We start from the raw sequence: 22,612 nt of genomic DNA on the forward strand, positions 1-22,612 counted from the left end.
TTTCAGATGTCTTTGAATTTTCTAAAAAAGACTTTGTCAAATAGATCAAAAATTCGTCTCATCAAATATCGGACAAAAAAAAAGAGTCCGCAGACTCTATTATCGAAAATTATTTGCCCCTTTAAAGCCGTGTCACCTCGATGCAGTCTTTGATGAGGATATAAATGAAAAGCCCTCATATCCATTCGCGGCAATCTCTGTACATCTTTGGCGATAAGCCCCGACTCCACCTAAATAAATCAGGAATCCTCGCGGTTTGCCAGGTATATTGGCACCGGTGTACCATGAGTCAGTTTTCGTAAAGAGCGTCGATTCAGCTACTTCTCGGCAATGCTTACTCCAAGCTTCTTCCGCTTCAACCTTCGCCTCAATCGTTTCTACACCTTGGCTGCGCATATATTCAATACAATCAGCAATCCATTCGACATGCTGCTCGATTGATACAGGCATGTTACTTAGAACGGATGGACTTTCGGGACCAGTAATCATGAACATGTTCGGAAACCCAGCATTTGCAATTCCAAGGTAGGTCCTTGTCTGTGCTCCCCCTGCCCATTTCTCCTTCAATCTTACAACATCAAATTCAAAAACTAGAGGAAGCAACGTGCCACGAAGAAAGATTATATAAAATTCTTGAGGTTTACATGGACCTTTACCCTGTCATGAATACCTATTTGTTTAGATTTTCCCCCTTAGGGTTTCTTGGGGAAGGTATTATCTTATTGAACACAGATGGGATGATGCATATTGGGGATATTCGGGATGATATCCGTTCCCTGCCAATCATTTACTCAGCAATTAATGAAAGAAAGCAAAGTATTGTACCGGAATTGAGTACCTGAAGCAAACAAGTAGTAAATACATAACCTCTTCGAGTGTACATTCGCTTGTGGTTGTACCTATCTGTTTTCGATCTGTGATTATCGGCTATATTTGCTCCAATGAGTTCGTGAAAGAATCTACGATTGATGAAAAACTTCTTTCCTCGTTTACCCTTTATGGCAAAGAAATTGGAAAATTCTTAGAGAAATCCAATAGTGTTGAGGATCCACAAGGATTAAGTAAGCGGGAACTAGAAGTCATGCGAAGAATTGCCTGGGGGAAAGAACAAGAGAAATGGCAGATTCGATGGGATCAGCGAATTAACGGTGAAACAATATGTAAAAACAGCTATAAAAAAACTGGGCGTTCAGAATCGTTCCCATGCGATTGGCGAACTTTTCCGAAGAGGAATTATTTCGTAGTAATTTGGAAGCGCTTTATTTTTTTAAGCACCTTCCCATGATTTGTTCATTGGAGAATCAGCACCCAAATGGGTGCTCTTTATTTTTTAATCATTAGGTGAGAGTGCTCCGGCTACTTCATAGCAACTTAAGTCTATCTCCGTTTGTTTTCCTAAAACAAGCTTGGCAAGTTCGGCACCAAGATATGGTCCACTTGTTAACCCTGATGCCCCTAAACCATTGGCTAAATAGATTCCTTGATAATCCGGCAACGCTCCGATTACAGGTAAAAAGCCTGGGGTGAATGGCCGAAAACCGACTCTTGTTTCAAGATAGGTGCATGCGGATAGGCCTGGTGCTACTTCTAGCGCTTTGGTTAATATCTCATTTATTCCACCAGCCGTAACACGAGTGTCAAATCCAGCCTCGTTTTCATGCGTCGAGCCCACAACGACACGGCCATTTTCAAAGGTAAGAATGTAATGATTTTGAGGAGGCATAACCACCGGCCATTGGCTTGTATCCGTGTCAGGCAATTCCAGATGGATGATTTGTGCCTTTTGCGGTTTAACTAAGAACTCAACGCCTAATGGCTGTAAAAGCTCTTTAGACCATGCTCCTGCGGTAACAATTACTTGATCTGCCCCGTATAGTTTATCTGTGGTCTTAATCCCAATTACTTGCTTTCCCTGCATCACGAGGGACGCATTTCCGTTTACAATCTTCACTCCATGTTTGCTGGAGGCGCGGAGTAACGACCCACGTAATGCTCTACCATTGACGCGTGCTCCTCCACTTACATGAACAGACCCATATTCCTCAGATAAAGGTGGGAATAGCAGTTTTGTTTCAGAAGGCGATAGAATGGAAATCTCACCGATTTCAGGTGCATCCTCGCGACGTTTTCGTGCTCGTTCCGCCATCTGTTCAAGTTTATTCATTTCTGTATGTAGACTGATGGCCCCAACCCGTTGATAGCCCGTCTCTTTCTCGCCATCAGCTTCCAATTGAGCAATTAATTCTGGATAGTAACGAGCTCCACCTTTGGCTAACTGATACCAGGCTTTGTTGCGCCGCTGTGAAAGCCAGGGACAAACAATCCCTGCCGCAGCATCAGTCGCCTGTCCAGTGTCGCTTCGATCCACTAATGTCACCTCTGCCCCTGATTTCGCAAGGTGATACGCTGTCGATGCACCCAGTATTCCTGCACCAATTACAACTATTTTCTGCATAAAACACCTATTTCTTTATTAATAACATATGATAGACAAATCTCTTTCTTCTTCGCTGAGTTTGGGTACTATAAACTGCTTTTTAAAAAAAAGACTTAATAATTTCTTGTTCATTATTACATAGCGTACAAATATATTCTATTTCTAAAGCATCCTCGCGTACCATATGCTCGGTTTCTTTGCCGCACTTATCACAATAAAGAGTTTTGGGGAATTCGATCACAACAACATCACTCACTTTTCTAAATAATGTTATAACCAACTTTTCATGAATAATATCCCCAATGATAAGTTCACTATTCGATTTTATATCCTGCCATTCTAGCCAACTCATTTATTTTAGCAAAAGTTGGCTTAATTTACTTTAGAAAACACATGAAATTTTTTGCTAATAACTAATACTACGGTTTTCAATGATAATGAAATGCACCAAAAACGGTTAAATTATATACGAGCAAGGACAACTTGCTCAAAAAACTTCGTCGGGAGTGATGTATCATGGCTAGAAACAAACTATTGGTTCCTGGAGCAGATAATGCTTTAGATCAAATGAAAGAAGAGATTGCCAACGAGTTTGGAGTTCAACTTGGTGCTGATACGACCGCACGAGCAAACGGTTCAGTCGGCGGCGAAATGACGAAGCGTCTAGTAGCTTATGCTGAACAAAACCTCCGAAATCATCAAAATCAATAACGGAGGATTTCAAAAAGAGGCTGTCCCAACAGATTTTGGGACAGCCTTTTTCCTTTTTGTGTATACAAACTTCTCCCTTTTACGTTTAAATAGAAGAAAAGATAGTCAAGGAGGAAATCATGAAGCAAAGAACAGCGATTGTTACAGGATCTTCTAGCGGCTTCGGAATGTTAACCGTGATTGAATTAGCATTAAAGGGTTTTACGGTTATCGCTACCATGAGAGATATTAATAAATCAGAGTCATTACTAACCCTTGCGAAAGAAAACACAGTCGAGGATTTCATTCATATTCAACCGCTCGATGTCACTTCTAGTGAATCCATCCATCTTTTTCAAGGCATTCTCGAGAATTATCCCCCTGTCGAGGTGTTAGTAAACAATGCAGGGTTTGCTCTTGGAGGTTTTAGTGAACAACTTTCCGTGGATGAATATCGACGACAATTCGAAACCAACTTTTTCGGAGTGATTGCTGTCACCCAGGCCGTTCTTCCATTAATACGGGCAAAAAAACTAGGCAGAATTATCAATATTAGCAGTATTAGCGGAAGACTCGGATTTCCTGGATTATCTGCTTATGTCGCATCCAAGCACGCTCTTGAGGGTTATAGCGAAAGCCTTCGCCTCGAGCTGAAACCCTTTGGGATCGATGTATCCATAATCGAGCCAGGTTCCTATCAAACCAATATTTGGGCTAGTGTGGACGGGATGGAAATCAACCCTGAATCCCCGTATACCTCTTATATGAAGAGTTTACTTGATGAAATTGAAGGAGGAAAGGCCAAGCATGGCAATCCAAGAGAAGTAGCTAAATTGGCTGCACAAATTGCCTCGCAGCAAAAATCACCCGACCTCAGGTATCCAATTGGGACGGGTGTAAAGACTATGCTAAGGTTAAGAAATTTGCTGCCGTGGAAACTGTTAGAATCAATCATTCTCAAGCGCCTAAAACCTTAATTATTCGTCGCATCAATCATAACTAAATTATTTTTACGAAGGGCTTGTTTATCGCGAATTCTGTTTAGCCTTTTTGTTTTTTCTTTTTCATAAAAATAATGAACAAGGAAGTACGAGATAATTCCAAAAATGATGCCAAAAATCGTCATTCCAATTAACACATGGACTCCTCCATGAAGGAGACTGACCACACCTCGGAAATCACCATGTATGATTTGTTCGAAAGAAAAAGGCGTCTTATGACCGATTCTTCCGTTAATAGGATAAATCAGTTTTCCAATGGTTTTGGCAAACGGCAGGAGTAGAACAGGTAAAAAGGATAGTTTTCCAATTACATTGCCGATAATGGCTGCGGGCAAGGACCCTCTCGCGATTCGAACCATTGGGAAAAACACGATATAAATAAGGGAAGCAGTTGAAAGAACAACCATTTCTAGGCCAAAGCCCATCGCAAATCCTAATGATACTTTCTTGGCACCACCTGGAGAACGAAGCAGTTTGATAAAATTCAATTTAAAAGCTCGGCCAATTCGTTGAAAAAAATGATGCTTTTTATGTTTAATGTTCATACGAATACTTCCTTTTATCGCAGATTTTCAAGACCAATTGCAGACCGATTAGCTTAGAGTTTAGTTCAATATAACCATTACCAATATCATAACACTATAAATAGAATAATTAAGCGTAAATTCATGAATTTTCAGGGAAATCATAAATTACCAAGGATAAATTTTCCTCTTTCCGACCTGTACAGGCTATAAAAAGGACTGATTCTTATTATTCCTTACTTCATAAAAATAAGCCGTGAAAGGTGATAAAAAATCACTGTTCACGGCTTTATTGTTTCCTTTATATAGGGAATATCTGATCAATTTTTTGAATCTCTTCAGCAGTTAATTGAATCTGTAACGTTTTTAGATTATGAAGTACTTGGTCAGCACGCTTAGCACCTGGAATGATCACGTCGATGCATGGACGGGACAGATACCAAGCAAGAATCACTTGGGAAACTTCCGCACCCTTTGTCGTTGCAATTTGACGAACCCGCTCAATCTTTTCCAAGTTTTTATCGTAAACGCCTTCCTGAAATTGCGGTCTTTTTCGATTCTTTTCACTAATTTCAGTTTCTTGATTATATTTACCTGTTAATAACCCTGAAGCTAACGGGTAAAAGGGGACAAAAGAAATTTGCTGTTCAGTTACGTATGGGAATAACTCCTTCTCTGCACCGCGGCTTAACAAGTTGTACTCCCCTTGGTAGACATCCACGTAGCCATCTTTATTGGCTTCTTTTAATTGATTAAGGGAAAAATTAGACACTCCGATGGCTCTAATCTTCCCTTCATCCTTTAAATGCTTTAACGCTCCAACCGCTTCGTCTTTTGGTGTATCAAGGTCGGGAAAATGAATATAGAATAAATCTATGTAATCCGTTTGAAGTCGTTTTAAACTCTCTTCAACGGCTTGTTTTAAAAAAGCAGGTGAATTATCTAAGACCATATCATTACCATTTAATTGATGTGCTGCTTTGGATGCAATGACAATTTCCGAACGATTTCCGCTTTCTTTAACAACTTCCCCAATGATTTCTTCCGATCGCCCTAAACCGTAGACATAGGCTGTGTCTAGAAAATTAATCCCTTGAGCCAGACCTGTTCGAACCAACTCCCTCCCTGCTTCTTCATTCAGGTTTGGAAAAAGATTGTGTCCCCCAACGGCATTGGTTCCGAGACCAATCGGATTGACATATAATTCTGTTTTCCCAATTCGAGCATGTTTGGCCATTAACGTCCATCTCCCTTATTTTACTAATTTGATGATAGCAAATGTTTGGATGAGAAAACAAAGTTAATCCTTTTATTTTCTATAAAAATAAAAAACAAATTTAGGAAAGAATATGGGTAAGGAATCATCAGCTGCCCATGTTGGGGTTAAAAATCGGATTGCCGTAGCCATAGGTACCTAAATAATAAGGAGGACATGATGAAAATAACAGATGTACTTGTCCATTGTTTAGAAAACGAAGGGGTTGAATACGTGTTTGGGATTGTCGGCACGGAGATTCTGGACCTCGCTGAATCCTTGTCAAAATCAACACAGATCCAATACGTGAATGTCAGGCATGAGCAAGGGGCGGCTTTTATGGCCGATGTTTATGGAAGATTATCAAACAAAGTCGGTGTTTGTTTATCAACACTTGGCCCTGGAGCGACAAATCTCTTAACAGGAATTGCCAGCGCCCAGCTCGATCATTCCCCCGTGGTTGCCCTAATTGGACAGGCTGGCATGGAACGTCACCATAAGGAATCCCATCAATACATCGATATTGTTAAAATGTTCGAATCCGTAACCAAATGGAGCGCACAAATCAATGAGTCACAAACAGCTCCGGCGATGATTCGAAAAGCATTCAAGTTCGCAAAAATGGAGAAACCTGGTTCCGTCGCCATTACTTTACCAGAGAACTTTGCGACTCAAATGATTGCAGAGAAGGCCTTACCCGTTACTCCCTTGCCTGAAAGTGTTCCTGTTAACAAGATAATAGAAGCTGCAATTGCCCTGATTAAAAAGAGTCTAAAGCCATTTGTCATCGTCGGAAACGGGGTCATCAGACAGGAAGCAGCCCAAGAGCTTCTAACCTTTATTGAGTCCCTTCATTCGCCTGTTACGCATAGTTTTATGGCAAAAGGTGTGCTTCCAAAAGAACACCCGCTTAATTTCTATACCTTTGGATTTAAGGAAAACGATGTAGTGTTGCCAGGTTTGAAAGAGGCTGATCTCTTGATTGTCATAGGCTTTGACTTTGTTGAAAAACTGCCAAAGGATTGGAATAATAAGAAACTTCCTGTTTTACACATTGATACATTACCGGCAGAAATCAATGAATATTATCCTATTGAGGTAGAATTAGTTGGGAACTTGAAGAAAACATTGCAGCTCCTAAATCAATCCGCCCTTCCGACGAAATCCTGGGTTCCCAAAGGTGAACTCAAGGAACAAATAAAGAATGTTTATCAAATGAGCCCATATCAACCCGGCACCTCTCTTCCCTTCTCGATTGAAAATATTCTCCACAGTCTTGAAGCTCACACAACAGAGGAGACGATTGTAATATCCGATGTCGGTTCCCATAAGGATTCAATTGCCCGCACCTATCAACCGAAAGGTCCAAACCGGTTAATCATTTCCAACGGGCTCGCTTCAATGGGTATCGCCATACCAGGTGCCATCGGGGCGAAACTGGCTTGTCCTAATAACCCTGTTATTTGTATTACCGGCGATGGCGGCGCCCTAATGAATTTTGCAGAAATCGAGACAGCCAAACGGCTCGGACTTTCTTTCATTATTCTTGTTTTAAATGACTCGATGTTAAAACTTGAGGTCCAGCAAATGAACAAAAAGTTTGGCGAGAATTACGGAGCAACCTTTCAAAATCCTGATTTTGTCCAATTAGCTGCCAGTTTCGGAGTGACCGGAAATCGCGCTAGGGATCTCAGGGAATTTGATAACATTCTGAAAAAGTCGCTGCAATCTTTAAACGATATCGTCTTAATCGATGTTGTCTTGGGAAAATGACCCTAGCTTGCCACCAGATAAGAAATAGGCGCTGCTCAGCATACAGGTGTAATTTGGAAAATTACTTAGGTATAGTCTTTTTTAACCTTTTTAAAAGTATTAAACCGATATCGACCCAAATCCAGTTATAAATAAAAGAAAATAAAAAAATAGCACCGGCTGTTAACAAGGAAAAGGAACTTGATACGACGGGACCTAGAACTGGGAATGTGAAAACATATAACAGGCTAAGAATACCTAAGGATAAGAATGAAGCACCAACTGCGATAATGGTTAATCTCTTATTGAAAAAGTAAAAAGCTACTCCGGTACCAAGTCCTAGCAAGCCAGTTGTAAATGGGAAAACAATCAATTCACTAGGCTGAAGAATTAGAAGCATTAAATTAGTAAGAAAATAGGCCATTGCACCAAGAGGTAGTGATAGAATCGAACATAAAAGGATCGGTGCTGTTGCAAATGGACTAATTAAATACCCCAACACAGGTAAAAAACCACCCGCTGCTTGGAGAACAGCCGCAATGCTGGCAAAAAGGGCCGCTAATACCAGCCGTTTTGGTTTGGAATAATTATTAAAAACTAGCCTTGCTGATTTAATTTCATCCGTAATCGATTTGAATAAATACATCGGTTCCACCTCGGTCTTTACATTTCACACATTACAATATATTAACTAAGTATTCTTGGTGGAACCGTTTTGCGAACTAGGAGGCTATTACACAACAATCGGAAAAAACAACTACATCTGTCATAATGTAGTTGTTTTTCAATGAAGTGCTATTAATTAGGGTGCTTGACTCCCCATTTGGCTTTCGCTTCAATCCGGCGGCGATGCAAAATCGGTTCTGTATAGCCGTTTGGTTGATCATACCCTTTAAATACTAATTCGCTGGCAGCCTGAAATGCCACTGACTGATCAAAATCGACAGCCATTGGGCGGTACGCTGGATCTCCAGCATTTTGTTGGTCTACTACCTTGGCCATCCGCTTTAAGGTTTCCATTACCTGTTCCTTCGTGCAAATCCCATGGTGGAGCCAGTTCGCGATATGCTGACTCGAAATCCGAAGGGTCGCACGGTCTTCCATCAAGCCTACATGATTAATATCCGGTACCTTCGAGCAGCCAACACCCATTTCTACCCAGCGAACAACATATCCTAGGATGCCCTGTGCATTGTTATCAAGCTCTTGCTGAATTTCCTCCGCGGACCAGTTGGTATTTTCGGCAGCAGGGATCATTAAAATCTGGTCTCTAAGATCCTGGATTTCCATTGCAAGCTTATCCTGCACTTTTGAAACATCCAATTGATGATAATGCAGCGCATGCAATGTTGCTGCCGTTGGGGAAGGAACCCACGCCGTCGTCCCGCCCGCTTGCAAGTGGCCGATTTTTTGCTTGAGCATTTCGGCCATCAGGTCAGGCATCGCCCACATTCCTTTACCTATCTGGGCTCGGCCTTTTAGTCCAGTTGCAAGTCCAACAAACACATTTGATTTTTCATAGCTTTGCAGCCAGGTCGAAAACTTCATTTCGTTTTTCCGAATAAGCGCACCGATTTCCATTGAAGTATGGATTTCATCCCCAGTCCGATCCAAAAAACCAGTATTAATAAAAACAATTCGATCCTTTACTTCACGAATACAATTTTTCAAATTCAAAGACGTCCGGCGCTCCTCGTCCATGACACCAATCTTTAGTGTATTCCGCTCAAGTCCGAGCATATCTTCAACACGGTTAAACGTTTCGTTTGCAAAAGCCACCTCATCGGACCCATGCATTTTCGGCTTTACAATATAGATAGAGCCTTTTGAGGAGTTTTGATAGTGGCCATTTGCCAAAAGAGAATGCTTAGCTATTAAACTGGTCAGGACAGTATCCATTAATCCTTCTGGTACCTCGTTCCCATCTTTATCAAGGATCGCATGACTCTTCATTAAATGCCCAACAATACGGACAAACATAAGGGACCGCCCTTTTAAAGCAAACTCCTCACCTGCTGGGGATATATATTGTCGGTCAGGCTGAAGTGAGCGAGTAATTGTCTTATTACTTTTTGTAAAAGAAGCTGTCAAGTCGCCTTTCATCAAACCGAGCCAATTGGAGTAAACAAGAACCTTATCCTCTGCATCCACGGCAGCAACGGAGTCCTCACAATCCATAATCGTGGTTAATGCCGACTCTAGGAAAATATCTTTAACGCCAGCTAAATCGGTTTTGCCAATTGGATGGCTCCGGTCGATTTGAATTTCAAAATAGAGACCATTATTTCTCAGCAAAATGGCAGAAGGTTCTCCCGGATTCCCTTGATACCCATATAGTTTGGATTCATCTTGAAGCCCTACGGTTGTGCCGTTACGAAGTAAAACGGTTAGTTTCCCTTTTTCTATCGAATATTTGACAGCTTCCTTATGGGAAAATTGTTGCAACGGAACGGCTTGATCAAGAAACCCTCTTGCAAATTCAATCACTTTTTCTCCGCGATTCGGATTGTATCCCCCTGCCCGCTTTGCACCACCGTCTTCACTAATCACATCCGTTCCATATAAGGCATCATATAGACTTCCCCACCGGGCATTGGCTGCATTTAACGCATAGCGCGCATTATCGACTGGAACGACAAGTTGCGGTCCAGCTTTTAAGGCTACTTCTTCATCAACATTTTCCGTGCTAATTTGAAAATCGGCAGTCTTCGGTTCTAAGTAACCAATTTCTCGCAAAAATGATTTATAGTTTTCAAAGTTGAAGGTTTTATTTTTCCTGTGCCAGGCATTGAGTTGATGCTGAATGTTATCCCTTCGAGCAAGTAATTGATTATTAATTGGTGTCAAATCATCAAAGAGTGATTCAAAATCAGTCCAGAACTGCTCTCCGTCCAAGCCCGTTCCAGGTAAAGCGTTTTCGTTAATAAAATGATAAAGTACATCCGCTACTTGAAGATTACCTATTTTTACATAGTTTGACATCTTTCAATTTCCCCCTTATGTAGCTTAATCTTTTACACCCGCTAATATCTTATGAATCTTTAAATCTCTTTTCTATTTTTGCACCTACCCTCCCTTCACTTGCATGCTTGGCCAATGACAGAGTAACTATACTTTTATAAAAAGAATGAAGCGCTTCCTTTATTATACAATACTTAAAACGAGAAAAAACCTTGCAGTTTGCAAAGTTCATTCAAATCTTTTAAATAAGCTGTTTAAAGATCGTTATTATAAACCCGCAGCCCGAATACACTTCGCTTTCCGCGGGTGAGCTGTGAGCCTCCTCGCTCGTACCTCGCTGTGGGGTCTCACCTTGCTCACTACTCCCGCAGGAGTCTTCGTGTATTCGGGCTGCTCAGTACTTCTACCAAGTTTTTCATCTAATTTCAAGAACAACAAACTTTTAGAAAACTGCCTATAAATAAGTATAAGGCAGCAACCGCTGCCAATTGTCTAAACCCCTTCAAAAAATTATTTAGCCGAAAGGATTTTGATTTCATTTTCCGCCTCAACCATCCTGCCAAATCGATAGCCTTCAATAAGTACATGCCGCTCATGATCACTTAGTCGACGCTTCCATTTCGTTTCTAAAAAATAGATGACTTCATTATATAAAATTTCCTGGTATTCAAAAGGTTTATTCATAAATATGTCTCCTTCCTTATCTTAATCGCCCTCTGCTTATCAGTCTTGACAATTTACAGAGAAATTAAAAATAGGATTTTTATCAACAAATTTAAGCCATCAACTTACAAGACAAAGTCAAAGGATTGGGCATGTCACGGCATCCTTTCAAAATATATTTATGCTCATCCGCCAATGGGAGTTCCCATTGACCAAGCCAAAACAGGCGGATTGCTTATGTACTATGGCGGTGATGCCATCGACCTGATTTTGATTATTATCCTTTGTATTCAATGGTTCAAAGAATCCCGACCTCGAACAAATGAGGCTTATACGGAACTTGGTAAATAAAAAAGCTGTCCCAAATAAATTTTGGGGGCAGCCGGTTGCTTACATAAGCTTATCGTCTTCTAAACTAGTTAAATAATAATTTACTAACTCTGGATATTCCTTTAGTTCTTCTTTTCCCTTCTCCGATATTACATAGGTCCCTCGTTTGATTCTTTCAAACCAACCATAGTAGTTTTTCGAAAGGATCGATGGGGTATTTTTTCCCGTTCCTAATTGAATTAATTTCCTCGGGGATAAGGGGCCCAAATTTTCAAGATAACAAGCAATTCGGATACAATTTTCCTTATAAGCAGTCATAATCTTTGTTCGATTACTGCCGCCAACATTATAGTCCGCACTTCGACCGTTGATTTCCTTAAGAATTGCCTCACGCTTAAGTTTGTTTTTCCGGCGTTGAAAGGTAGTGGGTTCAAAGATAATTTCTGCTTTGCCACGTTTCCCAGGATTCGAAACAACGATTAATCCCAGCTCAAGCCTGCGAATTAAATGGCATTTCTCTGCCCATCGTTTCGAATTCAAACGATGTTTCGGTTTCGGGATTGCCACATATACTTTATCTGTTATCCGCTGCCGCTTAACCGCCTGGAGTAGTAATTCTACACTTAAGTTGAGCTTTAATTCGATAACAACTAACTCCTCAGCTTTGATGGCAACGATATCACAGTCTTTCACTTCACCGTAAACCTCATAACCTTCTCGGACAAAATAGGTCTGAATGGGTTTATATAAATCAATCTCTTGCAGCTTTTTTGTTTCCTTCACACATGATCACCAGCCCCCATACAAACCATTAGAATCAACCTAACCAATGTAACTCATTTTTTATTTTTCGAAAAGGATGTTTCACTCCTGAACGAACTTTATTTGAAACCATCTAATAAAAAATCATCAGGAAGTAGCTGGAAAAATAAAAAGCTAGGAGATTTCCCCTAGCTTGTTTATTATTAATTTTGTTCTATTTTTTTAATAACAAATACATAAAATAAGGTGCACCAATTAAGGCGACCATGATTCCAGCTGGAATACCATTGGGTTCAAGAAGATTCCGACCAATTGTGTCTGCAAACAATAGCAGCCAGCCCCCAATAAGAATCGCGACTGGAATAAAAAGTTGATTTCTCGGTCCAACTAACGCTTTTGCCATATGCGGTGCCATTAATCCAATAAAGGTAATTCCTCCCGTAACAGAAACGGCTGCAGCTGCCAGTGCAACTGCTGTTAATAGTAAAACAATTCGTTCCTTTTCAATCGATACACCCACACCGATGGCCACAGGTTCACTTAAACCAAGCAGATTCAAACGGTTGGCTTTGTATAGAGTGAAGGGGATTAAGATGACTAGCCAAGGAAGAATTGCCCAAATAAACAGCCAATCGGTTCCCCAAATATTTCCCGCTAACCATTTAGCAATAAAATCTACTTTTTCCCGTTCGGCAGATGAGATCAAAACAATCATTGCCCCAGATAAAGCCATTGAAAAACCGATACCAATTAATACTAATCGAATCGGTTGCAGACCTGTGTTTTTTTTATACGAGAAGATATAAATGAAGAACGCAGTTAGAATAGCACCGAAAAAAGCTACAACAGGAAGCAAATAAACAAAAGACCCTGCTTCGATTGGGAAAAACAAAAAGAACACAGCAATAGCCACACCTGCTCCAGCGTTAATCCCTATAATACCAGGATCAGCTAAATCATTACGCGTGATCCCCTGTAAAATTGCTCCTGATAAAGCCAGCGCCATCCCTGCTAACAACGTAATAATCAACCGTGGTAATCGCACGGAAAATAAAACGAATTCCTCTTTAAAGGAACCATTACCGAGAAGGGTTGGAATCAGTCTATCATAGGATAATGAAGAGTATCCCAATCCCATACCAATAACGGTTGTAATTGTGATAAGTACTAATAAAATACAAAGAAGCAATCGCTGCTTTTTAAGTAAAGAAGGCTGAATCATGAGAACGCATTGCCTCCTTTACGCACAATGATTAGGAAGAAGGGTAATCCTAAGGTTGCCATAATTGCAGCCACTGGTGTTTCATAAGGCGCATTAATGGTTCGTCCAAGTGTATCGGCAATAAGCATGAACGTGGCACCGAAAATACAACTCATTGGCAGGATAAAACGGTAATCCCTTCCCACGACTGCACGAACTACGTGTGGGACCATTAATCCGATGAATGCCATGTTCCCTACTAGAGCAACGGATGATCCAGCTAGTAGAATAATAACAATAAATAGAATCGCCTTTATTTGCGTTGTTTTTTGTCCTAATCCCACAGCAACCTCTTCATTTAAACTAAGAATGGTGAGCTGTCTTGAGAGCAGAAGTGAAACTAGCAGACCAATAATAATAAATGGAACGATAACTTGGAGCTGGCCCCAAGTGGTTCCAATCATCCCTCCTGAAGTCCACATCGAAACATTTTTTGATATTTTGAAGTAAATCCCGATTCCCTCTGCGATTGCGTATAGGAAGGCTGAAACTGCTGCTCCAGCTAAGACAATTCGGAACGGAGAAAAGCCGCCCTTTTGAATGGCACCGATCCCAAAAACCATCAACGTTCCTATAGCCGCACCAATAAAACAAGCAATCGTGATTCCGAAATAATTCACAGAAGGGATAAATGCAATAGTCATGGCGAGTGCTGCATTTGCACCTGCTGTTAAACCAAGTAAGCCTGGATCAGCAAGTGGATTTCTCGTTACTCCCTGCATAATTGCCCCCGATACAGATAATGCTGCCCCCACAAAAATCGCTGCCACTTCTCTAGGAAAGCGGATTTCACGCAGCATTAAAGTGGCATCATTATTCAAGTTGGAAGTAAGTGCGAGCCATACATCATTGACCGTCGTATTTGCAGCCCCAAATACCATGGCAGCAATAAACATACCGATAAAAACTAGCAAACTAGCGAATATTTTATAGACAAATAGTATCGGACGCTGATATTTTTTCGTCATCTGTATCTCATCTTTCCATTGATAGAATAAGGGAGAGAGATTTTTAATCTTAGCCGCTCCCTTGGAAGTGTATTAATTACCGAGAAATGATTTTTTGAAAAATTCCAGTTGATTTTCCAGTGTGACTGGATCACTGAAGGAGGCGCCATTTCCATTTAGTTCAAAGACACGTTTGTTTTTAACGGCTGGAATATTCTTGTAAGTTTCTGTTTCTTGGAATGAAGAATCAGCATCTGCATATTTACTTAATATCACATAATCCCCTGCATACTCCGGAAGTACCTCCGCTGAGATCGTATAATAGCCCGATTTTAACGCCATTTCCTTTACTTTTTCCGGCATTTTCAAGTTCATGGCTTGATATAAAATTTCTGTCCCTCTCGCCCAGTTATCACCGAATACATAAAGATCCTTATCATAAGCTTCGAGGACAGATACGGTGGCATCTTCACCAATTTTTGCGCGAATTTCTTCTCCAGCGGTTTGTGCCCGTGATTTAAAGTCATCAATCCATGCTTGAGCTTCTTTCTCTTTGTTCAATAGCTTGCCAATTTCTAAGTGTTGGGTTAAATAGTCCACCTTGCCCCATGTGTACGTGACAGTTGGTGCAATTTCTTTTAATTTATCCAGGTTTTTAATATTAGATAAACCAATAATTAAATCTGGTTCTAATTCAATAATTTTTTCTAAGTTTTCATCTGATACTTCTTCCACATCTTTTAATTCATCCTTAAACGTGGGGTTATTCTTAGACCACACATCGACACCCACGATATTTACACCTAAATCAATCACATTCCCTGTGAAACCAGAGAGCAAAATAACTCTTTTCGGATTGGCGGGTACCTCAATGGGTCCAGTTTCTGATTGGTATGTAATCGTTTTAGGTTGTTCTTCTTTTTTAGTGGTTGTATCTACCTTACCAGATGATTCGTTACTGCAAGCGCTAATTACTAACGCTAAGAGCAGGATAAATGGGAATAACAGCTTTTTCATTTTTCGTTTCTCCTTTTAATAGGTTATAAGTAATGCACATTGGTTTATGAGTCCAAGGATCTCTTCCAATTTGAGCATCAATCTGGAAAACTTGTTTTAGCACATCATGAGTTATTACTTCCTCACACTCTCCAGCCTTTACGATATGCCCCTCTTTTAAAGCAATTATGTAGTCCGCAAATCGAGCTGCTTGGTTCAAATCATGAAGGACCATGACAATGGTCCGCCCTTGTTCGATATTCAGTTTTTGCAAAAGCTCAAGTACCTCTAACTGATGAGCCATATCTAAATAAGTGGTTGGCTCGTCAAGAAAGATAATCTCCGTTTCTTGAGCAAGAGCCATAGCAATCCAAACTCGTTGACGCTGCCCGCCGGATAAGGAATCTACTGGACGAAACTTAAAGTCTATTATTCCAGTGACTTCAAGGGCCCAATCAATAACTTGATAATCTTTTTTCGTTAAACGTCCGAAACCCTTTTGATAAGGGAATCTTCCATAGGAAACGAGCTCACCCACTGTTAGTCCACTCGCGCTTTCAGGTGTTTGCGGCAGAATGGCCATTTTTTTGGCGAGACTCTTTGTGTTTTCTTTTGAGATGTTTTTCCCATCTAACACGACCATACCTGATTGCTGTGAAATAATTCGTGTAATCGCTTTTAATAATGTGGACTTCCCACAGCCATTTGAACCGATGATGGTCGTAATTTTGCGATCGGGAATTTTCACACTAAGATTTTTAACAATTAACCGTTCATCATATCCAATGTTTAGATCCTCTGTATAAAGCCGAACCATAAGGAACCTCCTTTTTAACAAGATTAGTTATTTTTATTCTTAGTGATAATGATTATCATTTTCAAGATAACCATATGTTGGAAGTTTATATGTTGTCAACAACTATTTTTTTTCTTTTCAAAAAACGATCTAAAATTAGGCACGTAAAGGTATAGATTTCCATGGGTCTCTGAATGAATTTAAGAAAAATTTTAAAAAAAATAAAAAAACATTTGATATTGATAATCATTATCAATTAAAATGGTATTAACTGATAATATTTATCATTTATAGAACGATTAAATAAACATAATTTTATGAGGAACTATTCTACCCGAGTTGGTTCAGGAACAGTGTGGAAGGAAACTTTTAGGAGGGATTTATGACATGAAACACCATCTGAACATTATGAAATCAATGACTGAAGAAAATTTAAAAGATTTCATTACCTGTCCTTATAAATTCTATTATGAGTATATTGAAAAGAAAAAGCGTCCCTTGGATTGGAGACAGGTGGTTCAGCACGTCGTAAATCAAGTGGTCTATTCCTATTTTCAACTCCCAATCGAACAGCGCCATTCAACAAAGGTTCTTGCTTTAGTTGAACGATATTGGAGTAAAGTACCTCCTCACATTTTTGAGTCACGGATTCAATATTATACGGAGGCAGCTAAGATTACGGATTATTTAATGCAGAACCTAACGACTGAAACAGATACCGCTCCCCCTATGCTATTATTTGAAAAATTTAAAACACATGTTCATGAATTAGATGTGGATCTCTCTTTAATTTTGATGTGGCTGAATGGTCCAGTTCTTCCTTTGTTGTTAAAAAGTATTTAGTGGAAGCAAATGCAGAAATGCTAAAGCTCTATTTTTATATAACCATCGTTTTTTCAGAAAAAGTGTTTCAGAAAATTCCTAAAAGAATTGAAGTGGTTACCTTATTAAATGGGAAGAAACATTTCTTTTATCCTACACCTGAAAATATCCATGAAGGCATCAGTTATCTGCAATTAATGAAACATTTGCTAGGGGAATCTTCACGTTTCAATGGAGTTTACAATGAAGAGGAATGCCCAACATGTCCTTTTCAAAATGTATGTAACCGTGAAACACAAAATGGAACGCAAAATAGGTATTTATCATAAAGATTTTATGGCTGGGAGTGTGCGGAAATGGAGAAACAAGAATTATTTGATGTGACGATAATTGGCGGAGGTCCAGCAGGCCTTTACTCCACTTTTTATAGTGGACTAAGAGAAATGAAAACGAAGCTTATTGAATTTCAACCACAGTTGGGTGGAAAAATCCATGTATATCCAGAGAAAATGATTTGGGATGTTGGTGGGATGACCCCCATTCCAGGAGCAAAATTAATTGAACAGCTTGTAGAGCAAGGATTAACGTTTAACCCTACAGTGGTTTTAAACGAAAAAGTAGAGTCCATCATACGTAATGACGAAGGTATTTTTGTATTACACGGCTCTTCCGGACAAAGGCATTTTTCAAAAACAGTCATTGTAGCAATTGGCAGTGGAATCTTAAATCCTCAAAAGTTAGCAATCGAAGGCGCAGAGCGGTTTGAAGTGTCTAATTTAAATTATACCGTGAAGTCCCTCAAACATTTCAAAGATAAAAAAGTAATCATTTCCGGTGGAGGCAATGCTGCCTTAGATTGGGCAAATGAATTAGAGCCGATTGCCCAAAATGTTTATTTAACCTATCGAAAAGATGCTTTAAAAGGCCATGAAGCTCAAGTAACTCAACTAATGAACAGTAATGTAGTTTGTTTCTTTAATACGTCGATTACAAAACTAATTGCCAGCAGCAACCATGAAGAAATAGAGGGAGTTGAACTAACCAATCATGATACCGGCGAGGTTTCCTGCTTGCCTATTGATGAAGTGATTATTAATCATGGATATGAACGTGATTCGACATTACTTGATAATAGTGACTTAAATATTTCCTTATCAGAGGAGTACTATATTGCTGGAAATGCTGTTAGTGAATCTTCGGTACCTGGCCTTTACGCAGCTGGAGATATTTTAATGTACGATGGGAAAGTAAATTTAATTGCGGGTGCTTTCCAAGATGCTGCAAATGCAGTAAATAAAGCAAAACAATTTATCCAGCCTGACGCAAGTAACATCGGAATGGTCTCTTCGCATAACAAACTCTTTAAAAAACGAAATAAAGAATTAGTGAAAGAAATGATAAAATAATCCATTAGAAAAATTTAATAAATACATATAGGTGATTCTAAGAATACTGATCCAGCTAAAATAATAAAAGCGAAGAGATTTTCCTCTCCTCGCTTTTATTTATGTTTTTCCAAATATTCATAGATCATTTCTTGAAAAATTTCATTTAACGTTTTCTTCTTTTGCTTTTTTAGCCATTCCACTTGGTCGATTGGCAAGTTTAATTTTATACTAACATCCTCATTAGGCATTTCGACTTTTCGTATTTCTTCTATTGTAATGCCATCTTCTATATTCGGAAACCAAGAATCATTTTCATTTACACGATTGAAATCTTCATATTCTTGGGGATCATCAATTTCACAAAATAAATTGAGTTGTGGCAATCCGCCAGATAGTATTTTTACATGCATAATAGAATTGATGATTCTACCATCTTCTAATTCTATTTCAACAATTAGGTTGTCCACGTTCTTATATTTTTTAACAACAACCTCACTGACAATCAGATCCACTTCTAAGGTAAAGCCCGAACTCGATTCAAAGATATAGACTGCGTTTCTAAAAACATGAATACTTTCTCCATCGATTGTGACTGATTTTACAACTACCATAAAACTATCCTCCATACATTTGTTTCATCTATTGTAAGGCATCTATTTTTTCTCGTTTATTTTGATGTTCACTCTTTAAATTTACCATAGAAATCGGTAGACCGTTGAATTTTTCATATAAGTTTTAATTCACAATAATTTTTAGGCCTATTGGGAATATTAGAAGTGGCAATATATTGGAAAGAGGTGAACGAGTGAATGAATCAAGATTATTCGATTGATCCTAATCAGATGCCAAAATTCACTAGTCATGAGGAAGCAAGAGAATGGTTTAAAGGACAATTTGGCGATCGGTTTTTACTGAGAATGACGGATATGAAAGATGGAAGAAGAGTAAATTTCTATCATCTTGTAAAAGATCCTGAGGTGTACAAGCCATACATGGAGAGCTTTGCCAGCGTGGTTCAACATGAAATCACCAACACGGACGTCTTTAAAAGTTATACAACTATCGAAATTGATGAGCAGGGGAATGTTGAAATCAAGGATTAATAGAGGGTATGCCCCCACTGCATTAATTGGATAAAATGATAAAGGCTGTTTTGACAAAAAGTGGATTATGACCAACCTTTAGAGACAGCCTTTTCTTTTTTTTAGTTCTTACGTTCCTGTCATTTTGCTCCCCTAACTCTACTTATGATTCTCAGCTTCTGCAAATACAAATAAATCACGATAATATGTATGTACCTTACATATAGAGATATCTTTACTTCTCATCAAGTCTAAGGTGTTCCTGTTTAAACAGCAGCCATCGCAGATTTTTTTCCAAACAGGAGTTAGCCAGTCTTGTAGTGAAGCTAGAAACCGATTTTGCATCTGAACATGCTCAAATAGAAGGATTTTTCCACCTGGCTTACATACTCTTTTCATTTCTAAGATGGCTTTATCCGGTTTTGGAATGGTACAAAATACAAGTGTAGCCACAACCGTGTCAAACGTATCCGCGGCAAATGGAAGTTCTTCTGCACTTGCCTGAATCACTTCAATTGGGACTACAGCTTGCTTACGTTTGACTGATGAACGATCTATCATGTACTCACTTGGTTCAATCGCAGTCACTGTTGCTGCGGTCTCATATAAAGGAAAATTAATTCCTGTACCCGATCCTAATTCAAGAACATTTCCTGTTGCTTTAGCAAGAAGCTCCTTACGAATCTTCTTAAACTTCTTGTTCTCCAACGGCTTCATAAAAAAATCATACCAATTGGCAAATACACGACTCAAAATTTATCAACTCCACACAGTCAGACTTAGGTTAGTTTACATAATATTATTATGAGTAACTAATTACATCTATCTAATTAGCACTTTCATCTTACGTTTCTGGCAAAATATCGTTTGCCGGCCCTCTAGTTCATTTTCTTCAAACAAGAGAATATTCCAATCAGCAAATTCATTCAATAACTCCTTCGGCTGGAGTTTATATTGACTCGAAACACCTTGATTCTCCGTTTTCGATGAATGATAGAAGGTTTCCATAAAAAAATATCCCCCCTCTTTAATAATACTCTTCACTATAGGAAAAAGCGCGCGATCAAGGTAATAGGAAATGACAACTATGTCATAAGTTTGATTGGCCCAACTAGGATTATTCAATGCTGTTAGATCACTTACTTGAGCTTCAATCCTAAGATGATCCTGTGTAGCTCCTTCATTAAGATAATTGATTGCTACATCTGAAATATCAACCGCCTGGACTTGATAATTCCTTCGTGCAAGGAACAAACTGTTCCCGCCCAGTCCACACGCTAAATCAAGGGCAGTTCCTCCATTAAGATAGATTGTCAGGTTTTTTAAGCTGGGATTTGGGACAGGATCCAACTTATTATTCATGCGTTCTTTATACTTCGTATTCCATTTAGTTTTACTGTCCATTTGGAAACTCCTCAAAATAACATTCTAGTATACCTTTAAGAGCAATAACTTCATCTAAAACCTACAACATCAAACCGAAAATGTCCATTCTAGTCTTTTCGAATGAATAGGAAATATCATCCGAGCAAAAAAATAGGTCACCACTTGAATAAAATGGTGACTGATCCTGCAATGCTTATTTAACTGGCTGCATCAAGGTTGCTTCATATTCCGTTAATGCTTCATCAAACATACGAAGACCTTCATCAATTTGTTCCTGTGTAACTATTAATGGTGGAATCATCCGAATGACTTCGCCATGATTTCCGCAGAGATAGAATAACACACCTTTTTCTAGGGCAAGATCAAGAATTTTTAACAATCCTGCTCCATTCGGTCCCCCTGTCACTGGATCAATGATTTCAATCCCAATCATTAAGCCCACCGCACGGATACTCCCAATAACAGAGTGTCGTTCCTTGATTTTTTCCAGTTGTTGAACGGCGTAACTCCCCATATTCCTAGTGTTTTCAAGAAGGTTTTCCTCTTTCATCACTGCCAATGTCGCTAGGGCCACTGAACAAGCAATCGGGTTGCCACCAAACGTCGTCCCATGACTTCCTAGTGGCCATTGTTTCATTAATTCACTAGATGCAACCGTCGCACTTAGCGGAAGACCATTCGCTATTCCTTTCGCAATGGCTATAATATCTGGAGTAACGTCAAAAGTTTGGGCCGCAAACCATTGACCTGTACGACCGAATCCCGTTTGAACTTCATCAAAAATCAGTAAAATATTATGACGATCACAAATTTCACGAACCTTTTTTAACCAGCCCTTCGGCGGAACAACATAACCGCCTTCACCGAGAACAGGTTCTAAGATTACACAGGCGACCTCTTCAGGTGTTACTTGATGACTAAATAATGAGGAGAAATCTTTTTCTAATTTATCAATCACATAGGCTTCAGGATCCAACCCTTCTGGACATTCTTTTACATTCGCGTAAGGAACTTGGTAGGTAAGACCTGATGGCTGGATAAATTTTCGGTACTTGCTTTTAGATGTGGTTACACTTAAAGCACCTAACGAACGACCATGGAAACAACCGGTAAAGGAAATAACATACGGACGCTTTGTTACATATTTTGCTAGTTTAAGAGCTCCTTCGATTGCTTCCGTCCCACTATTGGCAAAGAAAAAGCAATCAAGGTCTCCAGGTAAAATATCGGCAAGGTCATCAGCTAAACGCAAAATGGACTCATACATAATCACCCCAGAAGGACCGTGCATCAATCCATCTGCGGCATCTTTTATGGCTTGGACAACCTTCGGATGACGATGGCCAACATTTGTTACAGCAATCCCGGATGTAAAATCAAGATATTTTTTTCCATCCACACCAAAGTAATAGCAGCCTTCTTCTTTAACCACTGGTAGATTAGGATGATCCTTTGCCATGCTTGGTGCAAGTCGATTCGGCATATTTTTCACCAGGTGATCCCATTTGTTCTCCATACTTTGACCTCCGTAATCGTAATACATAACCTTTGTTTTTATC

Annotated in this window: 25 protein-coding genes and 1 pseudogene; 9 read left to right on the forward strand and 17 right to left on the reverse strand. The window is 39.4% G+C overall.

Features of this window, described 5'->3' with window-relative positions:
* Nucleotides 1–132: 132 nt before the first annotated feature.
* On the reverse strand, nt 133–567 hold the full coding sequence (locus ACJ004_RS06900) for a hypothetical protein (protein WP_410892026.1): 435 nt from the start codon (nt 565–567) through the stop codon (nt 133–135).
* Nucleotides 568–916: 349 nt separating this feature from the next.
* Between ACJ004_RS06900 and ACJ004_RS30205 the strand changes: the two genes are divergently transcribed.
* Nucleotides 917–1,285 (forward strand): hypothetical protein, encoded by a 369-nt coding sequence (locus ACJ004_RS30205; protein WP_486348385.1) that lies wholly within the window; start codon nt 917–919, stop codon nt 1,283–1,285.
* A 45-nt stretch (nt 1,286–1,330) separates the two neighbouring features.
* Here the strand turns inward: ACJ004_RS30205 and ACJ004_RS06910 are convergent, their stop codons facing one another.
* Together ACJ004_RS06910 and ACJ004_RS06915 are read right to left on the reverse strand one after the other, a co-directional pair.
* Nucleotides 1,331–2,455, reverse strand: a complete 1,125-nt coding sequence (locus tag ACJ004_RS06910; RefSeq protein ID WP_410892028.1) for an NAD(P)/FAD-dependent oxidoreductase — start codon at nt 2,453–2,455, stop codon at nt 1,331–1,333.
* Between the two features lie 82 nt (nt 2,456–2,537).
* Nucleotides 2,538–2,789, reverse strand: a complete 252-nt coding sequence (locus tag ACJ004_RS06915; protein WP_410892029.1) for a hypothetical protein — start codon at nt 2,787–2,789, stop codon at nt 2,538–2,540.
* A 164-nt stretch (nt 2,790–2,953) separates the two neighbouring features.
* Between ACJ004_RS06915 and ACJ004_RS06920 the strand changes: the two genes are divergently transcribed.
* Both ACJ004_RS06920 and ACJ004_RS06925 read left to right on the forward strand, forming a co-directional pair.
* On the forward strand, nt 2,954–3,148 hold the full coding sequence (locus ACJ004_RS06920; RefSeq protein ID WP_410892030.1) for an alpha/beta-type small acid-soluble spore protein: 195 nt from the start codon (nt 2,954–2,956) through the stop codon (nt 3,146–3,148).
* 119 nt (nt 3,149–3,267) lie between these two features.
* Nucleotides 3,268–4,104 (forward strand): SDR family oxidoreductase, encoded by an 837-nt coding sequence (locus tag ACJ004_RS06925; RefSeq protein WP_410892032.1) that lies wholly within the window; start codon nt 3,268–3,270, stop codon nt 4,102–4,104.
* On the opposite strand, the gene ACJ004_RS06930 is transcribed toward ACJ004_RS06925, so the two are convergent.
* Both ACJ004_RS06930 and ACJ004_RS06935 read right to left on the reverse strand, forming a co-directional pair.
* Nucleotides 4,101–4,673, reverse strand: coding sequence for a DUF2062 domain-containing protein (locus ACJ004_RS06930; protein ID WP_410892034.1), 573 nt, complete (start codon nt 4,671–4,673; stop codon nt 4,101–4,103). The two genes, ACJ004_RS06925 and ACJ004_RS06930, sit on opposite strands and share 4 nt — an antisense overlap.
* A gap of 280 nt (nt 4,674–4,953) precedes the next feature.
* On the reverse strand, nt 4,954–5,889 hold the full coding sequence (locus ACJ004_RS06935) for an aldo/keto reductase (RefSeq protein ID WP_410892035.1): 936 nt from the start codon (nt 5,887–5,889) through the stop codon (nt 4,954–4,956).
* A 198-nt stretch (nt 5,890–6,087) separates the two neighbouring features.
* Here ACJ004_RS06935 and ACJ004_RS06940 point away from each other — a divergent pair, with 198 nt between their 5' ends.
* On the forward strand, nt 6,088–7,680 hold the full coding sequence (locus ACJ004_RS06940) for an acetolactate synthase large subunit (protein WP_410892036.1): 1,593 nt from the start codon (nt 6,088–6,090) through the stop codon (nt 7,678–7,680).
* Between the two features lie 61 nt (nt 7,681–7,741).
* Here ACJ004_RS06940 and ACJ004_RS06945 read toward each other — a convergent pair whose 3' ends face one another.
* The 3 genes from ACJ004_RS06945 to ACJ004_RS06955 form a co-directional block, all read right to left on the reverse strand.
* Nucleotides 7,742–8,305 (reverse strand): hypothetical protein, encoded by a 564-nt coding sequence (locus ACJ004_RS06945; protein WP_410892038.1) that lies wholly within the window; start codon nt 8,303–8,305, stop codon nt 7,742–7,744.
* Between the two features lie 152 nt (nt 8,306–8,457).
* A complete protein-coding gene (locus tag ACJ004_RS06950) occupies nt 8,458–10,641 on the reverse strand; it encodes a malate synthase G (RefSeq protein WP_410892040.1) in 2,184 nt (727 codons plus the stop codon).
* Nucleotides 10,642–11,130: 489 nt separating this feature from the next.
* Nucleotides 11,131–11,304, reverse strand: a complete 174-nt coding sequence (locus ACJ004_RS06955; RefSeq protein ID WP_214718169.1) for a hypothetical protein — start codon at nt 11,302–11,304, stop codon at nt 11,131–11,133.
* Nucleotides 11,305–11,433: 129 nt separating this feature from the next.
* On the opposite strand from ACJ004_RS06955, the pseudogene ACJ004_RS06960 reads away from it, so the two are divergent.
* Nucleotides 11,434–11,634: pseudogene (locus ACJ004_RS06960) on the forward strand (cytochrome c oxidase assembly protein); the annotation flags it as partial.
* Between the two features lie 39 nt (nt 11,635–11,673).
* Here ACJ004_RS06960 and ACJ004_RS06965 read toward each other — a convergent pair.
* The 5 genes from ACJ004_RS06965 to ACJ004_RS06985 form a co-directional block, all read right to left on the reverse strand.
* The gene (locus ACJ004_RS06965) at nt 11,674–12,396 is read right to left on the reverse strand and encodes a DUF2161 domain-containing phosphodiesterase (protein WP_410892042.1); all 723 of its coding nucleotides are present in this window, start codon (nt 12,394–12,396) and stop codon (nt 11,674–11,676) included.
* 193 nt (nt 12,397–12,589) lie between these two features.
* A complete protein-coding gene (locus ACJ004_RS06970; protein WP_410892044.1) occupies nt 12,590–13,597 on the reverse strand; it encodes a FecCD family ABC transporter permease in 1,008 nt (335 codons plus the stop codon).
* Complete coding sequence (locus ACJ004_RS06975) at nt 13,594–14,604, reverse strand: FecCD family ABC transporter permease (RefSeq protein ID WP_410892046.1); 1,011 nt, start codon at nt 14,602–14,604, stop codon at nt 13,594–13,596. The genes ACJ004_RS06970 and ACJ004_RS06975 overlap by 4 nt, the downstream gene beginning before the upstream one ends.
* 72 nt (nt 14,605–14,676) lie before the next feature.
* Entirely contained in the window at nt 14,677–15,600 is a 924-nt protein-coding gene (locus tag ACJ004_RS06980) for an iron-hydroxamate ABC transporter substrate-binding protein (RefSeq protein ID WP_410892047.1), read from the reverse strand.
* Nucleotides 15,551–16,396 carry an ABC transporter ATP-binding protein gene (locus tag ACJ004_RS06985; RefSeq protein WP_410892048.1) on the reverse strand — a complete coding sequence of 282 codons (846 nt, stop codon included), beginning with the start codon at nt 16,394–16,396 and terminating at the stop codon, nt 15,551–15,553. The genes ACJ004_RS06980 and ACJ004_RS06985 overlap by 50 nt, the downstream gene beginning before the upstream one ends.
* A gap of 366 nt (nt 16,397–16,762) precedes the next feature.
* Between ACJ004_RS06985 and ACJ004_RS06990 the strand changes: the two genes are divergently transcribed.
* The 3 genes from ACJ004_RS06990 to ACJ004_RS07000 are packed head-to-tail and all read left to right on the forward strand — an operon-like array spanning nt 16,763 to nt 18,603.
* Nucleotides 16,763–17,218 (forward strand): PD-(D/E)XK nuclease family protein, encoded by a 456-nt coding sequence (locus tag ACJ004_RS06990; protein ID WP_410892050.1) that lies wholly within the window; start codon nt 16,763–16,765, stop codon nt 17,216–17,218.
* Nucleotides 17,218–17,526, forward strand: coding sequence for a hypothetical protein (locus tag ACJ004_RS06995; protein WP_410892051.1), 309 nt, complete (start codon nt 17,218–17,220; stop codon nt 17,524–17,526). The genes ACJ004_RS06990 and ACJ004_RS06995 overlap by 1 nt, the downstream gene beginning before the upstream one ends.
* 27 nt (nt 17,527–17,553) lie before the next feature.
* Nucleotides 17,554–18,603, forward strand: coding sequence for an NAD(P)/FAD-dependent oxidoreductase (locus ACJ004_RS07000; protein ID WP_410892052.1), 1,050 nt, complete (start codon nt 17,554–17,556; stop codon nt 18,601–18,603).
* A gap of 95 nt (nt 18,604–18,698) precedes the next feature.
* Here the strand turns inward: ACJ004_RS07000 and ACJ004_RS07005 are convergent, their stop codons facing one another.
* Nucleotides 18,699–19,196 (reverse strand): hypothetical protein, encoded by a 498-nt coding sequence (locus ACJ004_RS07005; RefSeq protein ID WP_410892053.1) that lies wholly within the window; start codon nt 19,194–19,196, stop codon nt 18,699–18,701.
* Nucleotides 19,197–19,394: 198 nt separating this feature from the next.
* On the opposite strand from ACJ004_RS07005, the gene ACJ004_RS07010 reads away from it, so the two are divergent.
* On the forward strand, nt 19,395–19,688 hold the full coding sequence (locus ACJ004_RS07010) for a hypothetical protein (protein ID WP_410892054.1): 294 nt from the start codon (nt 19,395–19,397) through the stop codon (nt 19,686–19,688).
* Between the two features lie 138 nt (nt 19,689–19,826).
* Here the strand turns inward: ACJ004_RS07010 and ACJ004_RS07015 are convergent, their stop codons facing one another.
* From ACJ004_RS07015 to ACJ004_RS07025, 3 genes are all read right to left on the reverse strand, one after another.
* Nucleotides 19,827–20,420, reverse strand: a complete 594-nt coding sequence (locus ACJ004_RS07015; RefSeq protein ID WP_410892056.1) for a class I SAM-dependent methyltransferase — start codon at nt 20,418–20,420, stop codon at nt 19,827–19,829.
* Between the two features lie 69 nt (nt 20,421–20,489).
* Entirely contained in the window at nt 20,490–21,071 is a 582-nt protein-coding gene (locus tag ACJ004_RS07020) for a class I SAM-dependent methyltransferase (RefSeq protein ID WP_410892057.1), read from the reverse strand.
* 175 nt (nt 21,072–21,246) lie between these two features.
* Nucleotides 21,247–22,569 (reverse strand): aspartate aminotransferase family protein, encoded by a 1,323-nt coding sequence (locus ACJ004_RS07025; RefSeq protein WP_410892058.1) that lies wholly within the window; start codon nt 22,567–22,569, stop codon nt 21,247–21,249.
* Nucleotides 22,570–22,612 lie beyond the last annotated feature (43 nt).

Origin of the sequence: Neobacillus sp. 204 (assembly GCF_046562815.1) — a bacterium.
In the GTDB taxonomy this organism is placed as follows: Bacteria; Bacillota; Bacilli; order Bacillales; family Cytobacillaceae; genus Neobacillus.

Coding starts and splice junctions, on each gene's coding strand:
- ACJ004_RS06915 (WP_410892029.1), bottom strand. CDS start 2,789: ATGAGTTGGCTAGAATGGCAGGATATAAAATCGAATAGTGAACTTATC.
- ACJ004_RS06980 (WP_410892047.1), bottom strand. CDS start 15,600: ATGAAAAAGCTGTTATTCCCATTTATCCTGCTCTTAGCGTTAGTAATT.
- ACJ004_RS06945 (WP_410892038.1), bottom strand. CDS start 8,305: ATGTATTTATTCAAATCGATTACGGATGAAATTAAATCAGCAAGGCTA.
- ACJ004_RS07005 (WP_410892053.1), bottom strand. CDS start 19,196: ATGGTAGTTGTAAAATCAGTCACAATCGATGGAGAAAGTATTCATGTT.
- ACJ004_RS07000 (WP_410892052.1), top strand. CDS start 17,554: ATGGAGAAACAAGAATTATTTGATGTGACGATAATTGGCGGAGGTCCA.
- ACJ004_RS06940 (WP_410892036.1), top strand. CDS start 6,088: ATGAAAATAACAGATGTACTTGTCCATTGTTTAGAAAACGAAGGGGTT.
- ACJ004_RS06950 (WP_410892040.1), bottom strand. CDS start 10,641: ATGTCAAACTATGTAAAAATAGGTAATCTTCAAGTAGCGGATGTACTT.
- ACJ004_RS06990 (WP_410892050.1), top strand. CDS start 16,763: ATGAAACACCATCTGAACATTATGAAATCAATGACTGAAGAAAATTTA.
- ACJ004_RS06985 (WP_410892048.1), bottom strand. CDS start 16,396: ATGGTTCGGCTTTATACAGAGGATCTAAACATTGGATATGATGAACGG.
- ACJ004_RS07025 (WP_410892058.1), bottom strand. CDS start 22,569: ATGGAGAACAAATGGGATCACCTGGTGAAAAATATGCCGAATCGACTT.
- ACJ004_RS06935 (WP_410892035.1), bottom strand. CDS start 5,889: ATGGCCAAACATGCTCGAATTGGGAAAACAGAATTATATGTCAATCCG.
- ACJ004_RS06970 (WP_410892044.1), bottom strand. CDS start 13,597: ATGATTCAGCCTTCTTTACTTAAAAAGCAGCGATTGCTTCTTTGTATT.
- ACJ004_RS07010 (WP_410892054.1), top strand. CDS start 19,395: ATGAATCAAGATTATTCGATTGATCCTAATCAGATGCCAAAATTCACT.
- ACJ004_RS06975 (WP_410892046.1), bottom strand. CDS start 14,604: ATGACGAAAAAATATCAGCGTCCGATACTATTTGTCTATAAAATATTC.
- ACJ004_RS07020 (WP_410892057.1), bottom strand. CDS start 21,071: ATGGACAGTAAAACTAAATGGAATACGAAGTATAAAGAACGCATGAAT.
- ACJ004_RS06925 (WP_410892032.1), top strand. CDS start 3,268: ATGAAGCAAAGAACAGCGATTGTTACAGGATCTTCTAGCGGCTTCGGA.
- ACJ004_RS06955 (WP_214718169.1), bottom strand. CDS start 11,304: ATGAATAAACCTTTTGAATACCAGGAAATTTTATATAATGAAGTCATC.
- ACJ004_RS06920 (WP_410892030.1), top strand. CDS start 2,954: ATGGCTAGAAACAAACTATTGGTTCCTGGAGCAGATAATGCTTTAGAT.
- ACJ004_RS06910 (WP_410892028.1), bottom strand. CDS start 2,455: ATGCAGAAAATAGTTGTAATTGGTGCAGGAATACTGGGTGCATCGACA.
- ACJ004_RS06930 (WP_410892034.1), bottom strand. CDS start 4,673: ATGAACATTAAACATAAAAAGCATCATTTTTTTCAACGAATTGGCCGA.